Origin of the sequence: Pseudomonas sp. (genome assembly GCF_041601375.1) — a bacterium.
Lineage (GTDB): Bacteria > Pseudomonadota > Gammaproteobacteria > Pseudomonadales > Pseudomonadaceae > Aquipseudomonas.
Genome location: NZ_JBFIIG010000105.1, coordinates 1 through 14,734, shown reverse-complemented (window position 1 = coordinate 14,734; position 14,734 = coordinate 1). Strand labels below are relative to the sequence as shown.

Here is a 14,734-nt window from a genome sequence, read left to right as displayed (position 1 = left end):
TCCCGCCGCTTCTCCGTGGCGCCGATGATGGACTGGACGGACAGGCACTGCCGTTTTTTCCTTCGCCAGCTGTCGCGCCATGCCTTGCTCTATACCGAGATGATCACCAGCGGCGCCCTGCTGCATGGCGACAGCGCGCGCTTTCTGCGCCACAGCGAAGCGGAATACCCACTGGCGCTGCAGCTGGGCGGCAGCGTCCCGGCCGAGCTCGCCGCCTGCGCCAAGCTGGCTGAGGACGCGGGCTATGACGAGGTCAACCTGAACGTCGGCTGCCCCAGCGATCGGGTGCAGAACAACATGATCGGCGCCTGCCTGATGGCCCACCCGGCGCTGGTGGCCGACTGCGTCAGGGCCATGCGCGATGCGGCGAGCATTCCGGTGACGGTCAAGCACCGCATCGGCATCGACGGCCGCGACAGCTACCCGGAACTCTGCGATTTCATCGGCCAGGTGCGCCATGCCGGCTGCCAGAGCTTCACCGTGCATGCGCGCATCGCCATCCTTTCCGGGCTGTCGCCCAAGGAAAACCGCGAAGTGCCACCGTTGCGCTACGAGGTGGCGGCGCAGGTCAAACGCGACTTCCCGGATCTGCAGATCATCCTCAACGGCGGCATCAAGACCCTGGAGGAATGCCAGGCCCACCTGCAGACCTTCGACGGCGTGATGCTCGGCCGCGAGGCGTATCACAATCCCTATTTGCTGGCGCAGGTCGATCAGCAGCTATTTGGCTCGACGGCGCCTGTGCTCAGCCGCTTCGAGGCGATGCAATCGATGCGCGGCTATATTGCCGAGCACCTGGCCGAGGGCGGCAGCATGCACCACATCACCCGCCACATGCTCGGCCTGGCCCAGGGCTTCAACGGCGCGCGGCGTTTCCGCCAGCTCTTGTCGGTGGATATTCACAAGACCGCCGAGCCCCTGGCGCTGTTCGATCAGGCCGCGCAATTGCTGCAAGGGCGCTGACTCGGGTAATGTCATGGCATCAGTAACGACAAGGCAGGACCATGACTTCCAAGCTGGATCAACTCAAACAGTTCTCCACCGTGGTCGCCGATACCGGCGACTTCGATGCCATCGCCCGCCTGCAACCGGTCGACGCCACCACCAACCCGTCACTGCTGCTCAAGGCCGCCGCCATGCCGCGCTACGCCGAGCTGCTGAACAATGCCGTCAGCGCCAGCCGGGGCGACCTGGGCCTGGCCTGCGACCGCTTCGGCGTGGCGGTCGGCGGGGAAATCCTCAAGATCATTCCGGGTCGCATCTCCACCGAAGTCGATGCGCACCTGTCGTTCGACACCCAGGCCACCCTGCGCCGCGCCGAACGCCTGATCGACCTGTACGAGCAGGCCGGCATCGGCCGCGAGCGGGTCCTGATCAAGATCGCCTCGACCTGGGAAGGCATCCGCGCCGCCGAGCAACTGGAGAAAGCCGGCGTCCAGTGCAACCTCACGCTGCTGTTCTCCTTCGCCCAGGCCCAGGCCTGTGCCGATGCCGGGGTGTTCCTGATCTCGCCGTTCGTGGGCCGGATCTACGATTGGTACAAGAAGGCCGAAGGGCGTGATTTCGTCGGGGCAGAGGATCCTGGCGTGCAGTCGGTCACGCGTATCTACAACTACTACAAGGCCAATGACTACGCCACCGTGGTGATGGGCGCCAGCTTCCGCAACATTGGTCAGATCGAGCAACTGGCCGGTTGCGACCGCCTGACCATCAGCCCGGAACTGCTGCAGCAACTGGCCGATGACCAGTCCCCGCTCGAGCGCAAGCTGAGCAGCGGCCAGCCCGCCGAGGCGCGGCAAAGCCTCGAGCAAAGCCAGTTTCGCTGGGCGATGAACGAGGACCCGATGGCGACGGAAAAGCTTGCCGAAGGCATTCGTCAATTCGCTCGCGACCAGGAAAAACTGGAAAAGCTGCTCGCCGATATAGTCTGAATGCAACACGGGGCGCCGATTTTCATCGCGCGCCCCGCACTCATCTATTGAAAACAGTGGTCTATCAGTGATGCTCTAGCGCGCTGACCAGGTCATGGAAGGCTTCGCGATTGGAGTCGTTCAGATCCATCAAGATGCGGTGCGCTTCCAGCACTTTGGCCCGCACCACTTCTTCCGTCTGATCTTGCGAAGGCAGATCGTCCAGGCACTCCGGACAGGGAATCGGCGTATCGACGATGTTGAATACCTGATCGAAGCCCATCGACTGCAGCAGCCGCGTGATGTCGGGATGGGTGGTGACCACGGTCGGCAACAGGCCGATCTTCTGCCGCGAGAGAATCGACAGCTTGGCCAGCAAGCCCAGGGTGGTGCTGTCGATGCTGCGCGTCTCGGTCAGGTCGATGACGATGGCGGAGAAATTCAGCGCGGTAAAAATCTTTTCAATAGTGGAATCCAGCGCCGAACACAGGGTCAGACGCACCTCACCGATGAACTTCAGTACGAAGGTACCGTCTTGTTCAGCGAATTGGATCCTACCGGGGCTCATCCCAGGATTCATGCAAGGTTCCTGCTTAACACCAGCAAGGCAATATCATCCGGCATATCTTCCAGTTTGGCCAGCCCAAACACCTGACGCAAACCATCCAGGGTCCCGCCAGCCGAGCTGACCAAGCGGGGCAGCGCCAGCTCTTTTTCCTGCAAGGTATCGCCTGGCAATAGATCGAGAATACCGTCGGACAGCAGCGTCAGGCTGAACGACTCCGGCAACTTGAGCACCTGATCGCTGTATTCGGCCTCATCGAACAAGCCGACCGGCAAGCCACGGCCCGTCAGGTAATGCGCTTCGCCTTCGCTGTAAAGCACTGGCAGCGGCAGATGGCCACCGATGCTGTAAGTCAGCTGGCCCTGCTGCTCGTCGATGACTCCGCCGAGCATGGTCACGTGCTTGCCCAGCTTGCAATTGATCAGGCCACGGTTGATATGGCCAAGGACTTCCGAAGGCTTGAACTCGGGAAAACTGCCATTGCGCCGCAACTCATAGAGCAAGCGAGTGGTCATGAACTTCAGCAGCACGGTGACGAATGCCGAAGAAGCGCCATGCCCGGACACATCCGCCAGATAAAAGGCAATGCGGCGCTCATCGACGCGGAAATAGTCGACGAAATCCCCGGACAGGTAGAGCGACGGAATAATCTGGTGGGCGAATTGCAAGCCATCGGCGTGCCAGGGCGTGACCGGCAGCATGTTCATCTGTACTTGCCGACCAGCGTTCTGGTCCTCCTGCAACAGATGCAGGCTGGTTTGCAGCTCGATGTTGGCTTCTTCCAGTTGTTCCCGGTAGCGCTGGTTCTCCAGGCGCAGATGCGCACGATCCAGCGCACGGCGCACCGAATGCTCGAGCACCGCGAGGTCTTCCAGGGGTTTGATCAGGTAATCGGCGGCGCCCAGGCGCAGGGCTTCGACGGCGTCATTCATCACGCCGGCGCCCGACACCACGATAACCGGGGTTTCTGCCTGCAGCTTGTTGATCCGCCGGATCAGCTCGAGACCATCGACCTGCGGCATGCGCAGATCGCAGATCACTAGATCCGGCTGTTGGCGCTGGAATACTTCGAAGCCTTCCAAGCCATTGCAGGCTTGCAGAACATTGAAACCGCTGTCTTCCAAGTAGGCCGCGAGACTCGCACGCACCACTTCGTCGTCATCGATAATCAGCAGAGTGGCACTGGTTGTGTGCATTGGGTATCCAGGCAAACTGCGCCGGGGCAAGGCTAGGCGTAAGCGCCAGACCATCGGCCTGCGCGTGCGTACTCGTCAAGGCGCTGACGGTACTCCCATACGCACCTCGATTCAAGCATGCGCCCGTCATCGCTACGCGACTTTACACCTCAAATCGGCGAAGGTTATAAGGATCACAGGAGAACCCTACAACAAAGAGGATAGCGTCCATGAGCCAAAGTAATCACGATTACAGTGAAAAACGCGATTACATCCGTATGCGACTGGAAGCACCAGTCACCCTGCAGCATGCCGGAAAGGAAATTCCCGCATTGTGCCTCGACCTGTCGAGTACCGGCATGCAGCTCGAAGTCGAGTCTGCGCTGAAGATGGGCGACAAGATCAAGGTACATATCGCCTCCGACCACAACCAGCTCAAAGGGCTGATTGCCGAAGCCGAGGTGGTGCGTGTCAGCGACCTGGACAATGGCCGCCAGACTCTGGGCCTGGCGATTCTGTCGATGAGCTGAAAGTCGCAGACCTCAACACGCAAAAAGGCGACCGAGAGAGCCGCCTTTTTTGCAGGTAACGCTTGAACGGAGTACGGCTACCGCCTGTCCGAGAATACGGATGTTTGTAGGTTGGGCCGGGCCGCGAAGCCCGACAGGGTGACTGTGTTGGGCTTCGTTCCTCAGCGCCAACCTACGATTTGGAGTCAGTTGCCATTCTCGGACAGCCTTCTAGCAGGCTGCTGAAAACAGTCTGCTAGAAGTCGTCCTCGACATCGCCGTCCCGCACCTTGAACTCACGGTTCTGCAGGTAGGCGTTACGCATGAAGATGTACTTGTCGCCACTGATCAGCCGCTCGGCCGACAGCAAACTGGCGCGGGTATCGATGATCTCCACAGCGCGCGTGACGTTACGGGTCGGCACATGGTCCATATACGGGTATGGCTGGAGCAGGCTGTCCGGCACTTTGCTGAACGTGTCGCGCACCGTGCTGGGACCGAGCAGTGGCAGCACCACATAGGGCCCACTGCCCAGCCCCCAGGCACCGAAGGTCTGGCCAAAGTCTTCGTCGTTGCGCTGCAGGCCCATTTCCCGGGCCACATCGAAGAAACCCAGCAGGCCAAAGGTGGTGTTGAAGATCACCCGACTGGTGTCCACGCCGGCATCGTGCAGCTTGCCTTGCAGCAGGTTGTTGGCCAGGTTGCCGACGTCGCCGATATTGCCGAAGACGTTATGTACGCCGTCCTCGAGGAACTGCGGGGTCACCGCCTGATAGCCCTGCGCCAAAGGCTTGAGTGCATAGGTATCGAGGGTGTCATTGAAGCGGAAGATCACCCGATTGACGCCTTCCCACGGGTCCTCTTCGCCAGCGTGGGCTAGCAACGGAAACAGCACCAGGCTGACACAGGCAAGCAATCGCCCCAGTCGATCGATCCGGCTCACACCGATTACAGGCATTAAGAGTCTCTCCTTGAGAAAGTTGCAGGCCGGCCTCAGGGCAGCCATTGCGGCCGGGCAGTATAAAGCCAGACGCGGTCAAATTGGCAGTCGAGGGGGGCGGCAAAATGCAGGAAACAGCGTTTATACAATAGTGCCAATCCCTCGTCAGGCGAACTGAACGACCTTATCGGCGCCGTCACGCCCTCTTCATCTCATTGTCATAAGGGGCCTGCAGACTGGTGGTGATTATTTCAAGGATGACCTGCATGTCAACCACCCTACCCGCCTTCAGTGCATTGCTTTTCGGTCTATCCGGTTGCCTGGTGGACTTTGGTGCACGCACATTGCCCACGGCCATGCAGCGCCTGTATCCACGACACGGTGACGAACAGTTCACCGCTGCGCATAGAGCCCTGGAGCAACGGCTTGGCCGTACGCCCAGCGCCGGCGAGTGGCAGGCCTTCGAGCAGGCCTTGAGCGAAACCGCCTGCGAGCACGCCGAACTCACGCCGGGCGCTCTGCAGCAGTTGCAACAACTGCATCGGCAGAACGTGCCCTGCGCCTGGCTCGATGAACTGCCGCGCGACGTCAGCATCGCCCTGGCAGCCCAACTGCCCGACTGGCTCCCCGCCGGCCCGAGCGGAGCCACCCGCGCCTGGCCGGCGCCGGACGCCTGCTGGCAGGCCCTGGCGGACTTGCAGGTCGCGCAACTCGATGGCTGCGTATTGATCAGCGGCGAACCGCGCCTGCTCCAGGCCGGCCTCAATGCCGGCCTGTGGACCATCGGCCTGGCCGCCTGCGGGCCACTCTGCGGCCAGGCGCCGGCAGACTGGCAAGCCCTCGCAGCAGCAGAGCGCGACCGCCTGCGCACCCAGGCGACCTTGACCCTGTATCGCCTCGGCGTGCACGCGGTAATCGATCAATTGAGCGAACTCGCCCCCTGCCTGGTCGACCTCGCTTCACGCCGACAAAACGGCGAAAAACCCTGAGTGCTGGTGAAAAAACGCTCGCCTACTGCGGCCACCTGCAAGCGCCCTGCGGTTCGCCCAACAATCTCGAGCAACCCGCGATCTGTAGGGTGTCTCGCCGAAGGCAGTGCACCAGGGTTGCCGGGGGCGGCGCGAAGCTGGCGGGCTGTCGCTTCGCTCCGAGCGGACGGCGCCCCGACCGCCCTACCCGCAGGCAGTGCACCAGGGTTGCCCGGTACGGCGCGAAGCTGGCGGGCTGTCGCTTCGCTCCGAACGAATCGCCGCCCGAGCCGCCCTACGCTCCGAATTGGACGCGGTCCGGGCCGCCTTAGATTCTGCTCCGCACTGATCTGCCAACCGGTGATCTGTGACCACCATAGCTTTGGTTTGCACCAGCTTTTGTAGGATGGGGCGGGCCGCGTAGGTTTGAGCGCAGCGATACCCATCACAACCGGGCGCCAAGCCACACAAGAATCAAGGCTGACATGGCATCCTACAAAAGCCCCGATCGCGCTCGAAGATTTGATCCCGGGCAAGCAAAGCGGCGCCGCTTGGATTACCCTAGCAAGCATGCAAGGGTCTTCGCGAAGGCGCGTGACCAATGTTTTGCCTATTCAATAGAGGGAGAGTTCTATGCCTGCAAATCGTCTGCAGCAACAGCTGGAAGAGCTGCGCAACCAGTTGGCTCAGGACCTGCCACTGACCGAAGAAGAACGGGCATCGCTGTATGTCCTGACCCAGGAAATCGAGCTCCAGCTGGCCCGCCAGGCGGCGGCCGCACCGGATGCCTCCCTGATCGATGGCGTCAACCTGGCGGTGGAACGTTTCGAAGCCAGCCACCCGACCCTGGCCGGCACCTTGCGCAACATAGTGCAGAGCCTGGCCAACATGGGGATCTGATCCCCCTCTGCACCATTAAAAATGGCTTGTACCCGTTAACCGTTGCGAACACTGCATGCGCGAGGGCTGCCCGTAGGAGCGGCCGGGCGGTGTTCCGCTGGGCGGCACTCCGCTTCAGCCGTGTGGCTTTTGCAGTGCCTCGAAGAATTCGCGGCTGAAGCCGCTCCTACAGTCAGCGCGCCATGCAGCCTGTTGAGGCATAGCCTCTTTTCTAGGTTACTGGCGCACCAACCGCCGGTTGTCCGGCGCTATCGCCGCCGTACTGCGATAGGGATTGATATCCAGACCGCCGCGGCGCACGTAACGGGCATACACCGTCAGGTACTCGGGCTGGAGCAGGCGCTGCAGATCGAGAAAGATCCGTTCCACGCACTGCTCGTGAAAATCCGCATGCTGGCGAAAGCTCACCAGATAGGCCAGCAAACTGGCGTGATCCAGCGCCGCTCCGCGGTACTGCACCACCACGCTGCCCCAATCCGGCTGACCGGTGACCGGGCAGTTGGACTTCAACAGGTGGCTGTGCAGGCTTTCCTCGACTAGCCGCTGTGGCTCGCAACGCAGCAGTTCCGGCTGCGGCCGGGCGTAGTTGCTGATGACCACATCCAGGTCATCGATGCACTGCCCTGGCAGCGTCGCCACACCCTCGGCCGTCACCTCGACCAAACTGCGCACACGCACGCCCACCGGCTTACCGGCGGCCGCCGACAAATCCCGCTGCAACACGTCCTGCAACTCGGCGACGTCGGCGAACGCCGTCTGGTTCAGCGAATTGAGGTACAGCTTGAAGGATTTCGATTCGATGATATTCGGCGAATCCGCCGGGATGGCGAACTCGCCGATGGCCACCACCGGCTTGCCCGAAGGCAACAACCAGGACAGCTCGAAGCAGTTCCAGAAATCCACCCCCCGATACGGCAGGGTCTCGGCCGTCAGGCCCAGCTCGGCCCACTTGGCGGCGCGCGCAATCGGGAACAGCAGCGACGGCGTGTAGGTAGCGATGTATTCGCTGGATTTACCCAGTGGCGAATCTTCGGCGGCGGGATGCATGGCAAAAACCTGGTTGAGTCGAATTGAGCGTCTGTAATGGTTAACGGGCCATCAGGCCAGCTCGGCCACGACCGCCGCCAGGGCCTCGGCCGGGTCCTTGGCCTGGCTGATCGGCCGGCCGATGACCAGGTAATCGGAACCGACATCCAGCGCCTGACGTGGAGTCAGGATACGCCGTTGATCGTCCTGGGCGCTGCCCGCCGGACGAATGCCGGGAGTGACCAGCTGCAACGCCGGATAGGCGGCCTTGAGCGCCTGGGCTTCCTGGGCGGAACAGACCAGGCCATCCAGCCCGGCTTGCGCGGCCAGCCCCGCCAGACGCAACACCTGCGCCTGGGGTTCGACATCCAGGCCGATGCCGGCCAGGTCCTCGCGTTCCATGCTGGTCAGCACGGTCACGCCGATCAACAGCGGCTTGGCGCCGTTCAGGCCGTCCAGGGTCTCGCGGCAGGCCGCCATCATGCGCAGGCCGCCCGAGCAATGCACGTTGACCATCCACACGCCCAGTTCGGCAGCCGCCTTGACCGCCATCGCCGTGGTGTTGGGAATATCGTGGAATTTCAGGTCGAGAAATACCTCGAAGCCCTTGCCCGTCAGCGCGCCGACGATATCCGGGCCGCAGCGGGTGAACAGCTCCTTGCCGACCTTGACCCGGCACAGCCCGGGGTCGAGCCGATCGGCCAACGCCAGGGCGGCATCACGGGTCGGGAAATCCAGGGCAACGATGATCGGGGTCTGGCAGGCGGACATGGTGGGCTCTCGGCAGGACAAATTCGCCGCGTATTGTAGCGGAAGCCGTAGCCAATTGCCGACTCGCCGCCCTCAGCCGAGATACGCACGCAAGTGCGCTGCGTTGCTGCTCGTGCAGTTGAGCGCTACACGCTGCAACCCCAGCCAGCCGGCCATCGCTTGCAGATTACTCGCCAGTGCCGCCAAGCCCTGCTCATCCAGCCCAGGAGCTTCCACATGCACAGCATGCACGGCCAGACGGCCTTGGGCGCGTTCGGCGCGCAAGTCGACACGCGCGGCAAGGCGTTCGCGATGCAGGAACGGCAATACGTAGTAGCCATACACCCGCTTGTGCTGCGGTGTATAGATCTCCAGGCGATAGCGGAAGTCGAACAAGCGCTCGGTACGCGCCCGCTCCCAGATCAGCGAGTCGAAGGGCGAGAGCAAGGCGCTGGCCTCGACCTTGCGCGGAATGGTCGGCGTGCCCCGGCAATACGCGGGCTGCGCCCAATCCTGGACACTCAGCTGCTGGAGTTCGCCGGCCTCGAGCAGTTCGGCCAGCCGCGCCTGACTGTCGCGGGTATCCAGGCGGTAGTAGTCGCGCAGGTCCTTCTCCGTGGCCACGCCCAAGGCACCGGCCGCGTGCAGCAGCAACTGACGTTGAGCCTCGGCGCTGTCCAGCTCGGGCGCATTCAGCACGGCGGCCGGCAATACCCGTTCCGGCAGGTCGTATAACCGCTCGAACCCGCGGCGCCCGGCGACGGTCACCTCGCCGCCGGCGAACAACCATTCGAGCGCATGTTTCTCCGCGCTCCAGCCCCACCAGGCGCTGCTGCCGGCGGCCTTCTGCCCCAGACTGCCGGCGCCCAATGCGCCCTGCTCGCTGACCGCCTGCAAGACCCGGCGAATCAATGGCTGCTGCTCGCGGCCGAAACGCGCCATGTGTTTATAGATGCCCTCGCCATTGCGCGCTTGCTGCATGCGCCAGCGCAACAGCGGATAGAACGACAGCGGCAGCAACGAGGCCTCATGGCCCCAGTATTCGAACAAGCCGCGACGACGCCCCTGACTCCAGGCCGCTTGTTCCAATAGAGTTCGATCGTAAGCGCCGAGGCGGGAGAACAGCGGCAGGTAATGCGAACGCACCAGAGCGTTAACCGAGTCGATCTGCAACACGCCAAGTTTGGCGATCTGCGCCAGCAACTGGCGGTGGCCGACCTCGCCTGCCAGCGCACGACCGAAGCCCTGGGCACGCAGCGCCAGACGGCGGGCCTGGACGAGGGTCAGTGTCTGCGTCGAAGTCATAGCCCGAAGAAACTCATTCGGTAACCGCCGAAACCTGCATATCCGCAGGCGCAAAGGCCTGACGAAAACTGAACGCCTGCGCCGTCGGCCCCAGCTCGCGGAGCAATCGCAGGCGTTCGGCAGCCTCGCCGACGCTGGGCAGATGACCGGCCGGCACCCACCAGAGCACCATATGCGCCTCGCCCATGCGCGTGAACCATTCGTTGCGGCGCTTGAGTATCTCGGCATGGGCGGATTTGTAGACATAGCCCTTGAGCGCCTCGACATCGCGCCACAGCGACAGGTTGACCAGCACCTCCTCGCCGAATGGGCGAATCGCGGTGGCATCGCCCGCCTCGTCCTGCAAGCGCCAGACGAACCCCGGCGAGGCCTCGGCCAGGGCATTGATGCGCTCAAGGTTGGCGACGAAGTCCGCCATGCCGGGGGACTCCAGCGGCTCCTTCATGCTGGCGATGTTCAGCTGCGCGAGCTGGTAAGCGGACATGCTGTTCTCCTTGTCTCTATCGTTCGACATAGCGCCAGAGGCTGATGCGCCTGCTGACCCAGGCATGGTTGCTGACCAGGACGATACCGAGCAACACCAGTGCCGCGCCAGCGACGAAATTCAGGCTCAGGGGTTCATCGAGAATCAGCACGCCGAAGCTAACACCGAACAGTGGGGTCATAAACGAGAACACCGCCATGTTCGACGCCAGATAACGGCGCAGCAACCAGAACCAGGTGAAGTAGCTGAGAAAGGACACCACCAAGCCTTGGAATAGCACGCTGCTGACGCTGATCGGCGTCCAGTGGATCGGCCCGAGTTGGCCGGTCGCCGCGGCATAGCCCAGCAACAGCGCGAAAGAAACGCCGAGCTGATAAAACAGCGTCAGCGTCGGTGGCGCTTCGGACAGCCGCGAGCTGCGCACCACCACGGTGGTCGCGCCCCAGGCCATGCCGGCCAGCAGGCCGAAAGCATCACCCAGCAGTACATAGCGATCCATCGCCGTCCAATTCATGCCCACGCCGAACGCCACGGCGATGCCGGCGAAACACAGCCCGATACCCAGCCACTGCAGCCTGAGCAGGCGTTCACTCGGCAGCAGCAGGTGCAGGCCCAGCGCGGAGAATATCGGCGCGGTATAGAGAAACACCGCCATGTGAGAGGCCGAGGTGTACTGCAAGCCGAGCGCGATAAAAAAGAACTCCAGACCGAAGAGCACACCGGCCAGGGCGCCGCCACGCCAGGTACAGCCCAGCCAACCCTGCCAGCCGCGCTGCCAGAGCATCAGCGCGCCGACCAAGAGCGCGGCGATGCCCGAGCGCAGCGCGACCTGCAGTAACGGCGCGATATCCGCAGCCGCCAGCTTGATCGCCACCTGCTGGAAACCCCAGATGGCGCACAGCAGCATCATCACCTGGAACAGAAATACATCGGCGCCCTTGCGCGCGACACTCATGCGGACACACGCCTTGCGACAACCATAAATCCTCCTCAATCAACTATTTCGCCAGCGGATCATCCCAGAACGGCCGTTCGACTTCCTGCAGCGCATCCGCCCGGCTCAGGCCGATGTCCTTGAGCGCCGCATCGCCGAGCGACGCCAGTTGCCGACGCTGCCTGGCCAGCTCATGCCAGCGCTTGAACTGATGCCACACGGCCTTGGCCAGAGTACCCAGGCTCACGGCTTGGCGTGGCCACACACTTGCTATCGCATAACCTTTTTGACCTTTCATCTCGTCGCCTCCTGTGGGGGTTGGCGACAGTCTCGCGCTGGGCTTATGATCAATCCAACGAATGTTTCTGATGCTCCCCATCTCGGAGATTGATGAATGGCCAACTACCCGAGTATCGACAGCGAACTGCTGCGCACCTTCGTCGCCATCGCCGACAACGGCGGCTTTACCCGAGCGGCCGAGATGGTCAACCGCACCCAATCGGCGGTCAGCATGCAGATGAAACGCCTGGAAGAGGACGTGATCCGGCGCCCGCTGTTCCAGCGCGACGGCCGCCAGGTCAGCCTGACCGCCGAGGGTCAGGTGCTGCTCGGCTACGCCCGGCGCATCCTCAAGCTGCATGGCGAGGTGATGAACACCATGCGCGAGCCGCACATGGTCGGCTCGGTGCGCATCGGCACCCCGGATGACTACGTGATGCGCTTCATGCCGGGCATTCTCTCGCGCTTCGCCCAGGCCTACCCGCTGGTGCAGGTGGAACTGCACTGCGAGCCGTCGTACAACCTGCTGCAGCGCCAGGACCTCGACCTGACCATCGTCACCCGCGAGCCGGGCACCGAAATCGGTCAGCTGTTGCGCCAGGAACGCATCGTCTGGGCCGAAGCCCAGGGCTTCTGCCCCCACGAGCAGGAGCCGCTGCCGCTGGCGATGTTCAATGCCCAGTGCTTCTGCCGCACCTGGGCCTGCAATGCGCTGGACGCCATGGAGCGGCAATACCGCCTCGCCTACACCAGCCCCAGCCTCTCGGCGATCATGGCGGTGGTCAGCGCCGGCCTGGCGATCACCGCACAGTTGCAGAGCCTGATCACTCCCGACCTGCGCATCATCGGCGAAGCCGAAGGCCTGCCGGCCATGCCCTCGGCCAGCATCGTGTTGCTGCGCAATGAGCGCACCCAGTCGCCGGTGACCGAAACCCTGGCCGAGCACATCGCCGAAGGCTTCAGGCTCTAAGGCCGAGCAGCAGCGCGCAGAGCAGCAGGAAGCCGGCGAACAGCGCGCGCAACAGCCGCTCGGGCAAGGAGTGGGCAAGCTTCACCCCCCAACTGATGCTGAGCAAACCGCCCAGTGCCAGGGGCAGCGCCAACGCCCAGTCGACATGCTCGTGCAACGCATAGGTCACCAGGGTCACCCCGGTACTCGGCGCCGCCAGGGCCAGCGCCAGGCCCTGGGCCATCACCTGGGTGGTGCCGAACAGGCCGGTCAATACCGGCACGGCCAGCACCGCACCGCCGACCCCGAACAAGCCGCCGAGCAAACCGGCAGCACTGCCCAGCGCCGCCAGCCAGGGCCAGGGTTGACGCAGCTCGCTGCTGCCCGCCGTCGGCCGCCAATACACCCGCGACAGGTTGTAGAGCGCCAGCGCCAGGAGAAAACCGACAAAGGCCAAGCGCATGCGTTCGGCATCCAGCGTCACCGCCCAACCAGCCCCGAGCAAGGCACAGAAGAAGCCGCTCAGCGCCAGGGTCAGCGCATGACGCAGGTCGATGCGGTTGCGCTGGTGATAGCGCCACAGCGCCAACAACACATTCGGCACCACCATCACCAGGGCCGTGCCCTGGGCCAACTGCTGGTCGAGTCCGAACAGCACACCCAGAGCCGGAATCGCGATCAGGCCGCCGCCGATGCCGAACAGGCCGCCCAGGGTGCCGAGCAGCACGCCGAGGATGAGGTTCAGGGCAAAGTCGATCGGGTTCATCTGCGGCTCCGTTGGCGTGCTGCGCATGCTAGCCAGCCAGCGCTGGCCCGGAAACGCACAGCAGCGCACAATTGCTGTGCCGATCACGCACAAGCGAGCCGCCCCATGAACCCCGACGCCCTCACCGACCAGCTCAGCCTGTTTCTCGACGTGCTGGAAAGCGGCAGCTTCTCCGCCGCCGCCCGGCGCCACCCGCTCACCCCCTCGGCGGTGGCGCGACGCATCGATGCCCTGGAGCGCTCGCTCGGCAGCAGCCTGTTCAGTCGCAGCACTCACGCGGTACGCGTCACGCCGGCCGGGCTGGCCTTCGCCGAGCGCGCCAGGCGCATCCTCGCGGAACTGCACCTGGCCCGTGCCGAGGCCGTGTCGCTGAACAGCGCGCCCGAAGGCTTGATCCGCATCGACGCGCCCGCGCCTTTCGGCAGGCGCCACCTGGCACCGGCGATTGCCGAATTTCTCGTCGCCTATCCGGGGCTGGACGTGCAACTGCGCCTGATCGACAGCTTCATCGACCTGCACGGCGCCCACCTCGGCGAGGTCGACCTGGTGTTGCGCATCGGCCCGCGGGCCGACACCCGTCTGGTCGCCACCGCCCTGGCGCCGCTGGTGCGGGTAGTCTGCGCCAGTCCGGATTACCTGGCACGCCGCGGCGTGCCGCGCTCACCCGGCGAACTGGCCGAGCACGACGGCCTCGACTGGGACAGCCTGGCGCCGCCCTACGCCTGGCGCTTCGAGGTCGACGGCAAGCTGCAGATCTGCCGACCGAAACGCCTGCGCCTGACCGCCAACAACGCCGAAACCCTGCTGTTCGGCGCCCTCGCCGGCCTCGGCATCGCCCACCTGCCGACCTGGCTGATCAGCGATTACCTGCTGCGTGGCGAACTGCTACCGCTGTTCTGCGAAACCGGCCTGCCGCCGCCGGAACCCAGCGGCATCTACGCCCTGCGCCTGGAACGCGAAACCGGCTCACGCAGCCGCCTGCTGCTGGAATTCCTCAAGGCCCGCTTCGGCCCGCTGCCGCCCTGGGACCTGGCCCTGCAAAGCGGCCTGAAGCGCAACTGAGCAGCCCCGGCCAGACAGGCTGTGCGGCCCGGATAATCTCGAGCAATCCGCGACCCGTAGGGTGTCACTCGCCGCAGGCAGTGCACCATGGTTCATCGGCGGAGCACAAAACTGGCGGGTTGTCGCTGCGCTCCGAAGCCGCCCTACAGTTCGCCCAACTATCTCGAGCAATCCGCAACCCGTAGGGTGTCACTCGCCGCAGGCAGTGCACC

The 14,734-nt window shown here is 63.7% G+C and carries 17 protein-coding genes; 7 read left to right on the top strand and 10 right to left on the bottom strand.

Annotated features, from left to right (window positions below; translation table 11 throughout):
• Positions 1 to 963, top strand: a 963-nt coding sequence (dusA, locus tag ABZE94_RS14165) for a tRNA dihydrouridine(20/20a) synthase DusA (RefSeq protein WP_372876154.1), incomplete at its 5' end; no start/stop codon positions are given.
• Between the two features lie 41 nt (positions 964 to 1,004).
• Positions 1,005 to 1,931, top strand: a complete 927-nt coding sequence (gene tal, locus ABZE94_RS14160; RefSeq protein WP_372876153.1) for a transaldolase — start codon at positions 1,005 to 1,007, stop codon at positions 1,929 to 1,931.
• A 64-nt stretch (positions 1,932 to 1,995) separates the two neighbouring features.
• On the opposite strand, the gene rssC is transcribed toward tal, so the two are convergent.
• The gene (gene rssC, locus ABZE94_RS14155; RefSeq protein WP_372876152.1) at positions 1,996 to 2,478 is read right to left on the bottom strand and encodes an anti-sigma factor antagonist RssC; all 483 of its coding nucleotides are present in this window, start codon (positions 2,476 to 2,478) and stop codon (positions 1,996 to 1,998) included.
• Positions 2,479 to 2,486: 8 nt separating this feature from the next.
• A complete protein-coding gene (gene rssB, locus ABZE94_RS14150; RefSeq protein WP_372876151.1) occupies positions 2,487 to 3,671 on the bottom strand; it encodes a two-component system response regulator RssB in 1,185 nt (394 codons plus the stop codon).
• Positions 3,672 to 3,880: 209 nt separating this feature from the next.
• Here rssB and ABZE94_RS14145 point away from each other — a divergent pair, with 209 nt between their 5' ends.
• A complete protein-coding gene (locus tag ABZE94_RS14145) occupies positions 3,881 to 4,180 on the top strand; it encodes a PilZ domain-containing protein (RefSeq protein ID WP_372876150.1) in 300 nt (99 codons plus the stop codon).
• A 235-nt stretch (positions 4,181 to 4,415) separates the two neighbouring features.
• Here ABZE94_RS14145 and ABZE94_RS14140 read toward each other — a convergent pair whose 3' ends face one another.
• The gene (locus tag ABZE94_RS14140; protein ID WP_372876149.1) at positions 4,416 to 5,117 is read right to left on the bottom strand and encodes a VacJ family lipoprotein; all 702 of its coding nucleotides are present in this window, start codon (positions 5,115 to 5,117) and stop codon (positions 4,416 to 4,418) included.
• Positions 5,118 to 5,365: 248 nt separating this feature from the next.
• On the opposite strand from ABZE94_RS14140, the gene ABZE94_RS14135 reads away from it, so the two are divergent.
• Positions 5,366 to 6,088 (top strand): HAD family phosphatase, encoded by a 723-nt coding sequence (locus ABZE94_RS14135; RefSeq protein ID WP_372876148.1) that lies wholly within the window; start codon positions 5,366 to 5,368, stop codon positions 6,086 to 6,088.
• A gap of 612 nt (positions 6,089 to 6,700) precedes the next feature.
• Positions 6,701 to 6,967, top strand: coding sequence for a DUF4404 family protein (locus tag ABZE94_RS14130; protein WP_372876147.1), 267 nt, complete (start codon positions 6,701 to 6,703; stop codon positions 6,965 to 6,967).
• Between the two features lie 216 nt (positions 6,968 to 7,183).
• Here the strand turns inward: ABZE94_RS14130 and queF are convergent, their stop codons facing one another.
• From queF to ABZE94_RS14100, 6 genes are all read right to left on the bottom strand, one after another.
• Entirely contained in the window at positions 7,184 to 8,014 is an 831-nt protein-coding gene (gene queF, locus ABZE94_RS14125) for an NADPH-dependent 7-cyano-7-deazaguanine reductase QueF (protein ID WP_372876146.1), read from the bottom strand.
• A gap of 51 nt (positions 8,015 to 8,065) precedes the next feature.
• Entirely contained in the window at positions 8,066 to 8,764 is a 699-nt protein-coding gene (gene pyrF, locus ABZE94_RS14120; RefSeq protein WP_372876145.1) for an orotidine-5'-phosphate decarboxylase, read from the bottom strand.
• A 72-nt stretch (positions 8,765 to 8,836) separates the two neighbouring features.
• Positions 8,837 to 10,048, bottom strand: coding sequence for a winged helix-turn-helix domain-containing protein (locus tag ABZE94_RS14115; RefSeq protein ID WP_372876144.1), 1,212 nt, complete (start codon positions 10,046 to 10,048; stop codon positions 8,837 to 8,839).
• 13 nt (positions 10,049 to 10,061) lie between these two features.
• Positions 10,062 to 10,532 (bottom strand): DUF3291 domain-containing protein, encoded by a 471-nt coding sequence (locus ABZE94_RS14110; protein WP_372876143.1) that lies wholly within the window; start codon positions 10,530 to 10,532, stop codon positions 10,062 to 10,064.
• A 16-nt stretch (positions 10,533 to 10,548) separates the two neighbouring features.
• Complete coding sequence (locus ABZE94_RS14105) at positions 10,549 to 11,487, bottom strand: DMT family transporter (protein ID WP_372876142.1); 939 nt, start codon at positions 11,485 to 11,487, stop codon at positions 10,549 to 10,551.
• A gap of 43 nt (positions 11,488 to 11,530) precedes the next feature.
• Positions 11,531 to 11,764: a DUF1127 domain-containing protein gene (locus ABZE94_RS14100; RefSeq protein ID WP_372876141.1), complete on the bottom strand. Its 234-nt coding sequence runs from the start codon at positions 11,762 to 11,764 to the stop codon at positions 11,531 to 11,533.
• Between the two features lie 96 nt (positions 11,765 to 11,860).
• Here ABZE94_RS14100 and ABZE94_RS14095 point away from each other — a divergent pair, with 96 nt between their 5' ends.
• The gene (locus ABZE94_RS14095) at positions 11,861 to 12,715 is read left to right on the top strand and encodes a LysR substrate-binding domain-containing protein (RefSeq protein ID WP_372876140.1); all 855 of its coding nucleotides are present in this window, start codon (positions 11,861 to 11,863) and stop codon (positions 12,713 to 12,715) included.
• Here ABZE94_RS14095 and ABZE94_RS14090 read toward each other — a convergent pair.
• Positions 12,705 to 13,460: a sulfite exporter TauE/SafE family protein gene (locus ABZE94_RS14090; RefSeq protein ID WP_372876139.1), complete on the bottom strand. Its 756-nt coding sequence runs from the start codon at positions 13,458 to 13,460 to the stop codon at positions 12,705 to 12,707. The two genes, ABZE94_RS14095 and ABZE94_RS14090, sit on opposite strands and share 11 nt — an antisense overlap.
• Positions 13,461 to 13,565: 105 nt before the next feature.
• On the opposite strand from ABZE94_RS14090, the gene ABZE94_RS14085 reads away from it, so the two are divergent.
• Complete coding sequence (locus tag ABZE94_RS14085) at positions 13,566 to 14,522, top strand: LysR family transcriptional regulator (RefSeq protein ID WP_372876138.1); 957 nt, start codon at positions 13,566 to 13,568, stop codon at positions 14,520 to 14,522.
• Positions 14,523 to 14,734 lie beyond the last annotated feature (212 nt).

Coding starts and splice junctions, on each gene's coding strand:
- ABZE94_RS14090 (WP_372876139.1), bottom strand. CDS start 13,460: ATGAACCCGATCGACTTTGCCCTGAACCTCATCCTCGGCGTGCTGCTC.
- ABZE94_RS14145 (WP_372876150.1), top strand. CDS start 3,881: ATGAGCCAAAGTAATCACGATTACAGTGAAAAACGCGATTACATCCGT.
- queF (WP_372876146.1), bottom strand. CDS start 8,014: ATGCATCCCGCCGCCGAAGATTCGCCACTGGGTAAATCCAGCGAATAC.
- rssC (WP_372876152.1), bottom strand. CDS start 2,478: ATGAGCCCCGGTAGGATCCAATTCGCTGAACAAGACGGTACCTTCGTA.
- ABZE94_RS14110 (WP_372876143.1), bottom strand. CDS start 10,532: ATGTCCGCTTACCAGCTCGCGCAGCTGAACATCGCCAGCATGAAGGAG.
- ABZE94_RS14095 (WP_372876140.1), top strand. CDS start 11,861: ATGGCCAACTACCCGAGTATCGACAGCGAACTGCTGCGCACCTTCGTC.
- ABZE94_RS14100 (WP_372876141.1), bottom strand. CDS start 11,764: ATGAAAGGTCAAAAAGGTTATGCGATAGCAAGTGTGTGGCCACGCCAA.
- rssB (WP_372876151.1), bottom strand. CDS start 3,671: ATGCACACAACCAGTGCCACTCTGCTGATTATCGATGACGACGAAGTG.
- ABZE94_RS14135 (WP_372876148.1), top strand. CDS start 5,366: ATGTCAACCACCCTACCCGCCTTCAGTGCATTGCTTTTCGGTCTATCC.
- ABZE94_RS14085 (WP_372876138.1), top strand. CDS start 13,566: ATGAACCCCGACGCCCTCACCGACCAGCTCAGCCTGTTTCTCGACGTG.
- ABZE94_RS14105 (WP_372876142.1), bottom strand. CDS start 11,487: ATGAGTGTCGCGCGCAAGGGCGCCGATGTATTTCTGTTCCAGGTGATG.
- pyrF (WP_372876145.1), bottom strand. CDS start 8,764: ATGTCCGCCTGCCAGACCCCGATCATCGTTGCCCTGGATTTCCCGACC.
- ABZE94_RS14140 (WP_372876149.1), bottom strand. CDS start 5,117: ATGCCTGTAATCGGTGTGAGCCGGATCGATCGACTGGGGCGATTGCTT.
- ABZE94_RS14115 (WP_372876144.1), bottom strand. CDS start 10,048: ATGACTTCGACGCAGACACTGACCCTCGTCCAGGCCCGCCGTCTGGCG.
- ABZE94_RS14130 (WP_372876147.1), top strand. CDS start 6,701: ATGCCTGCAAATCGTCTGCAGCAACAGCTGGAAGAGCTGCGCAACCAG.
- tal (WP_372876153.1), top strand. CDS start 1,005: ATGACTTCCAAGCTGGATCAACTCAAACAGTTCTCCACCGTGGTCGCC.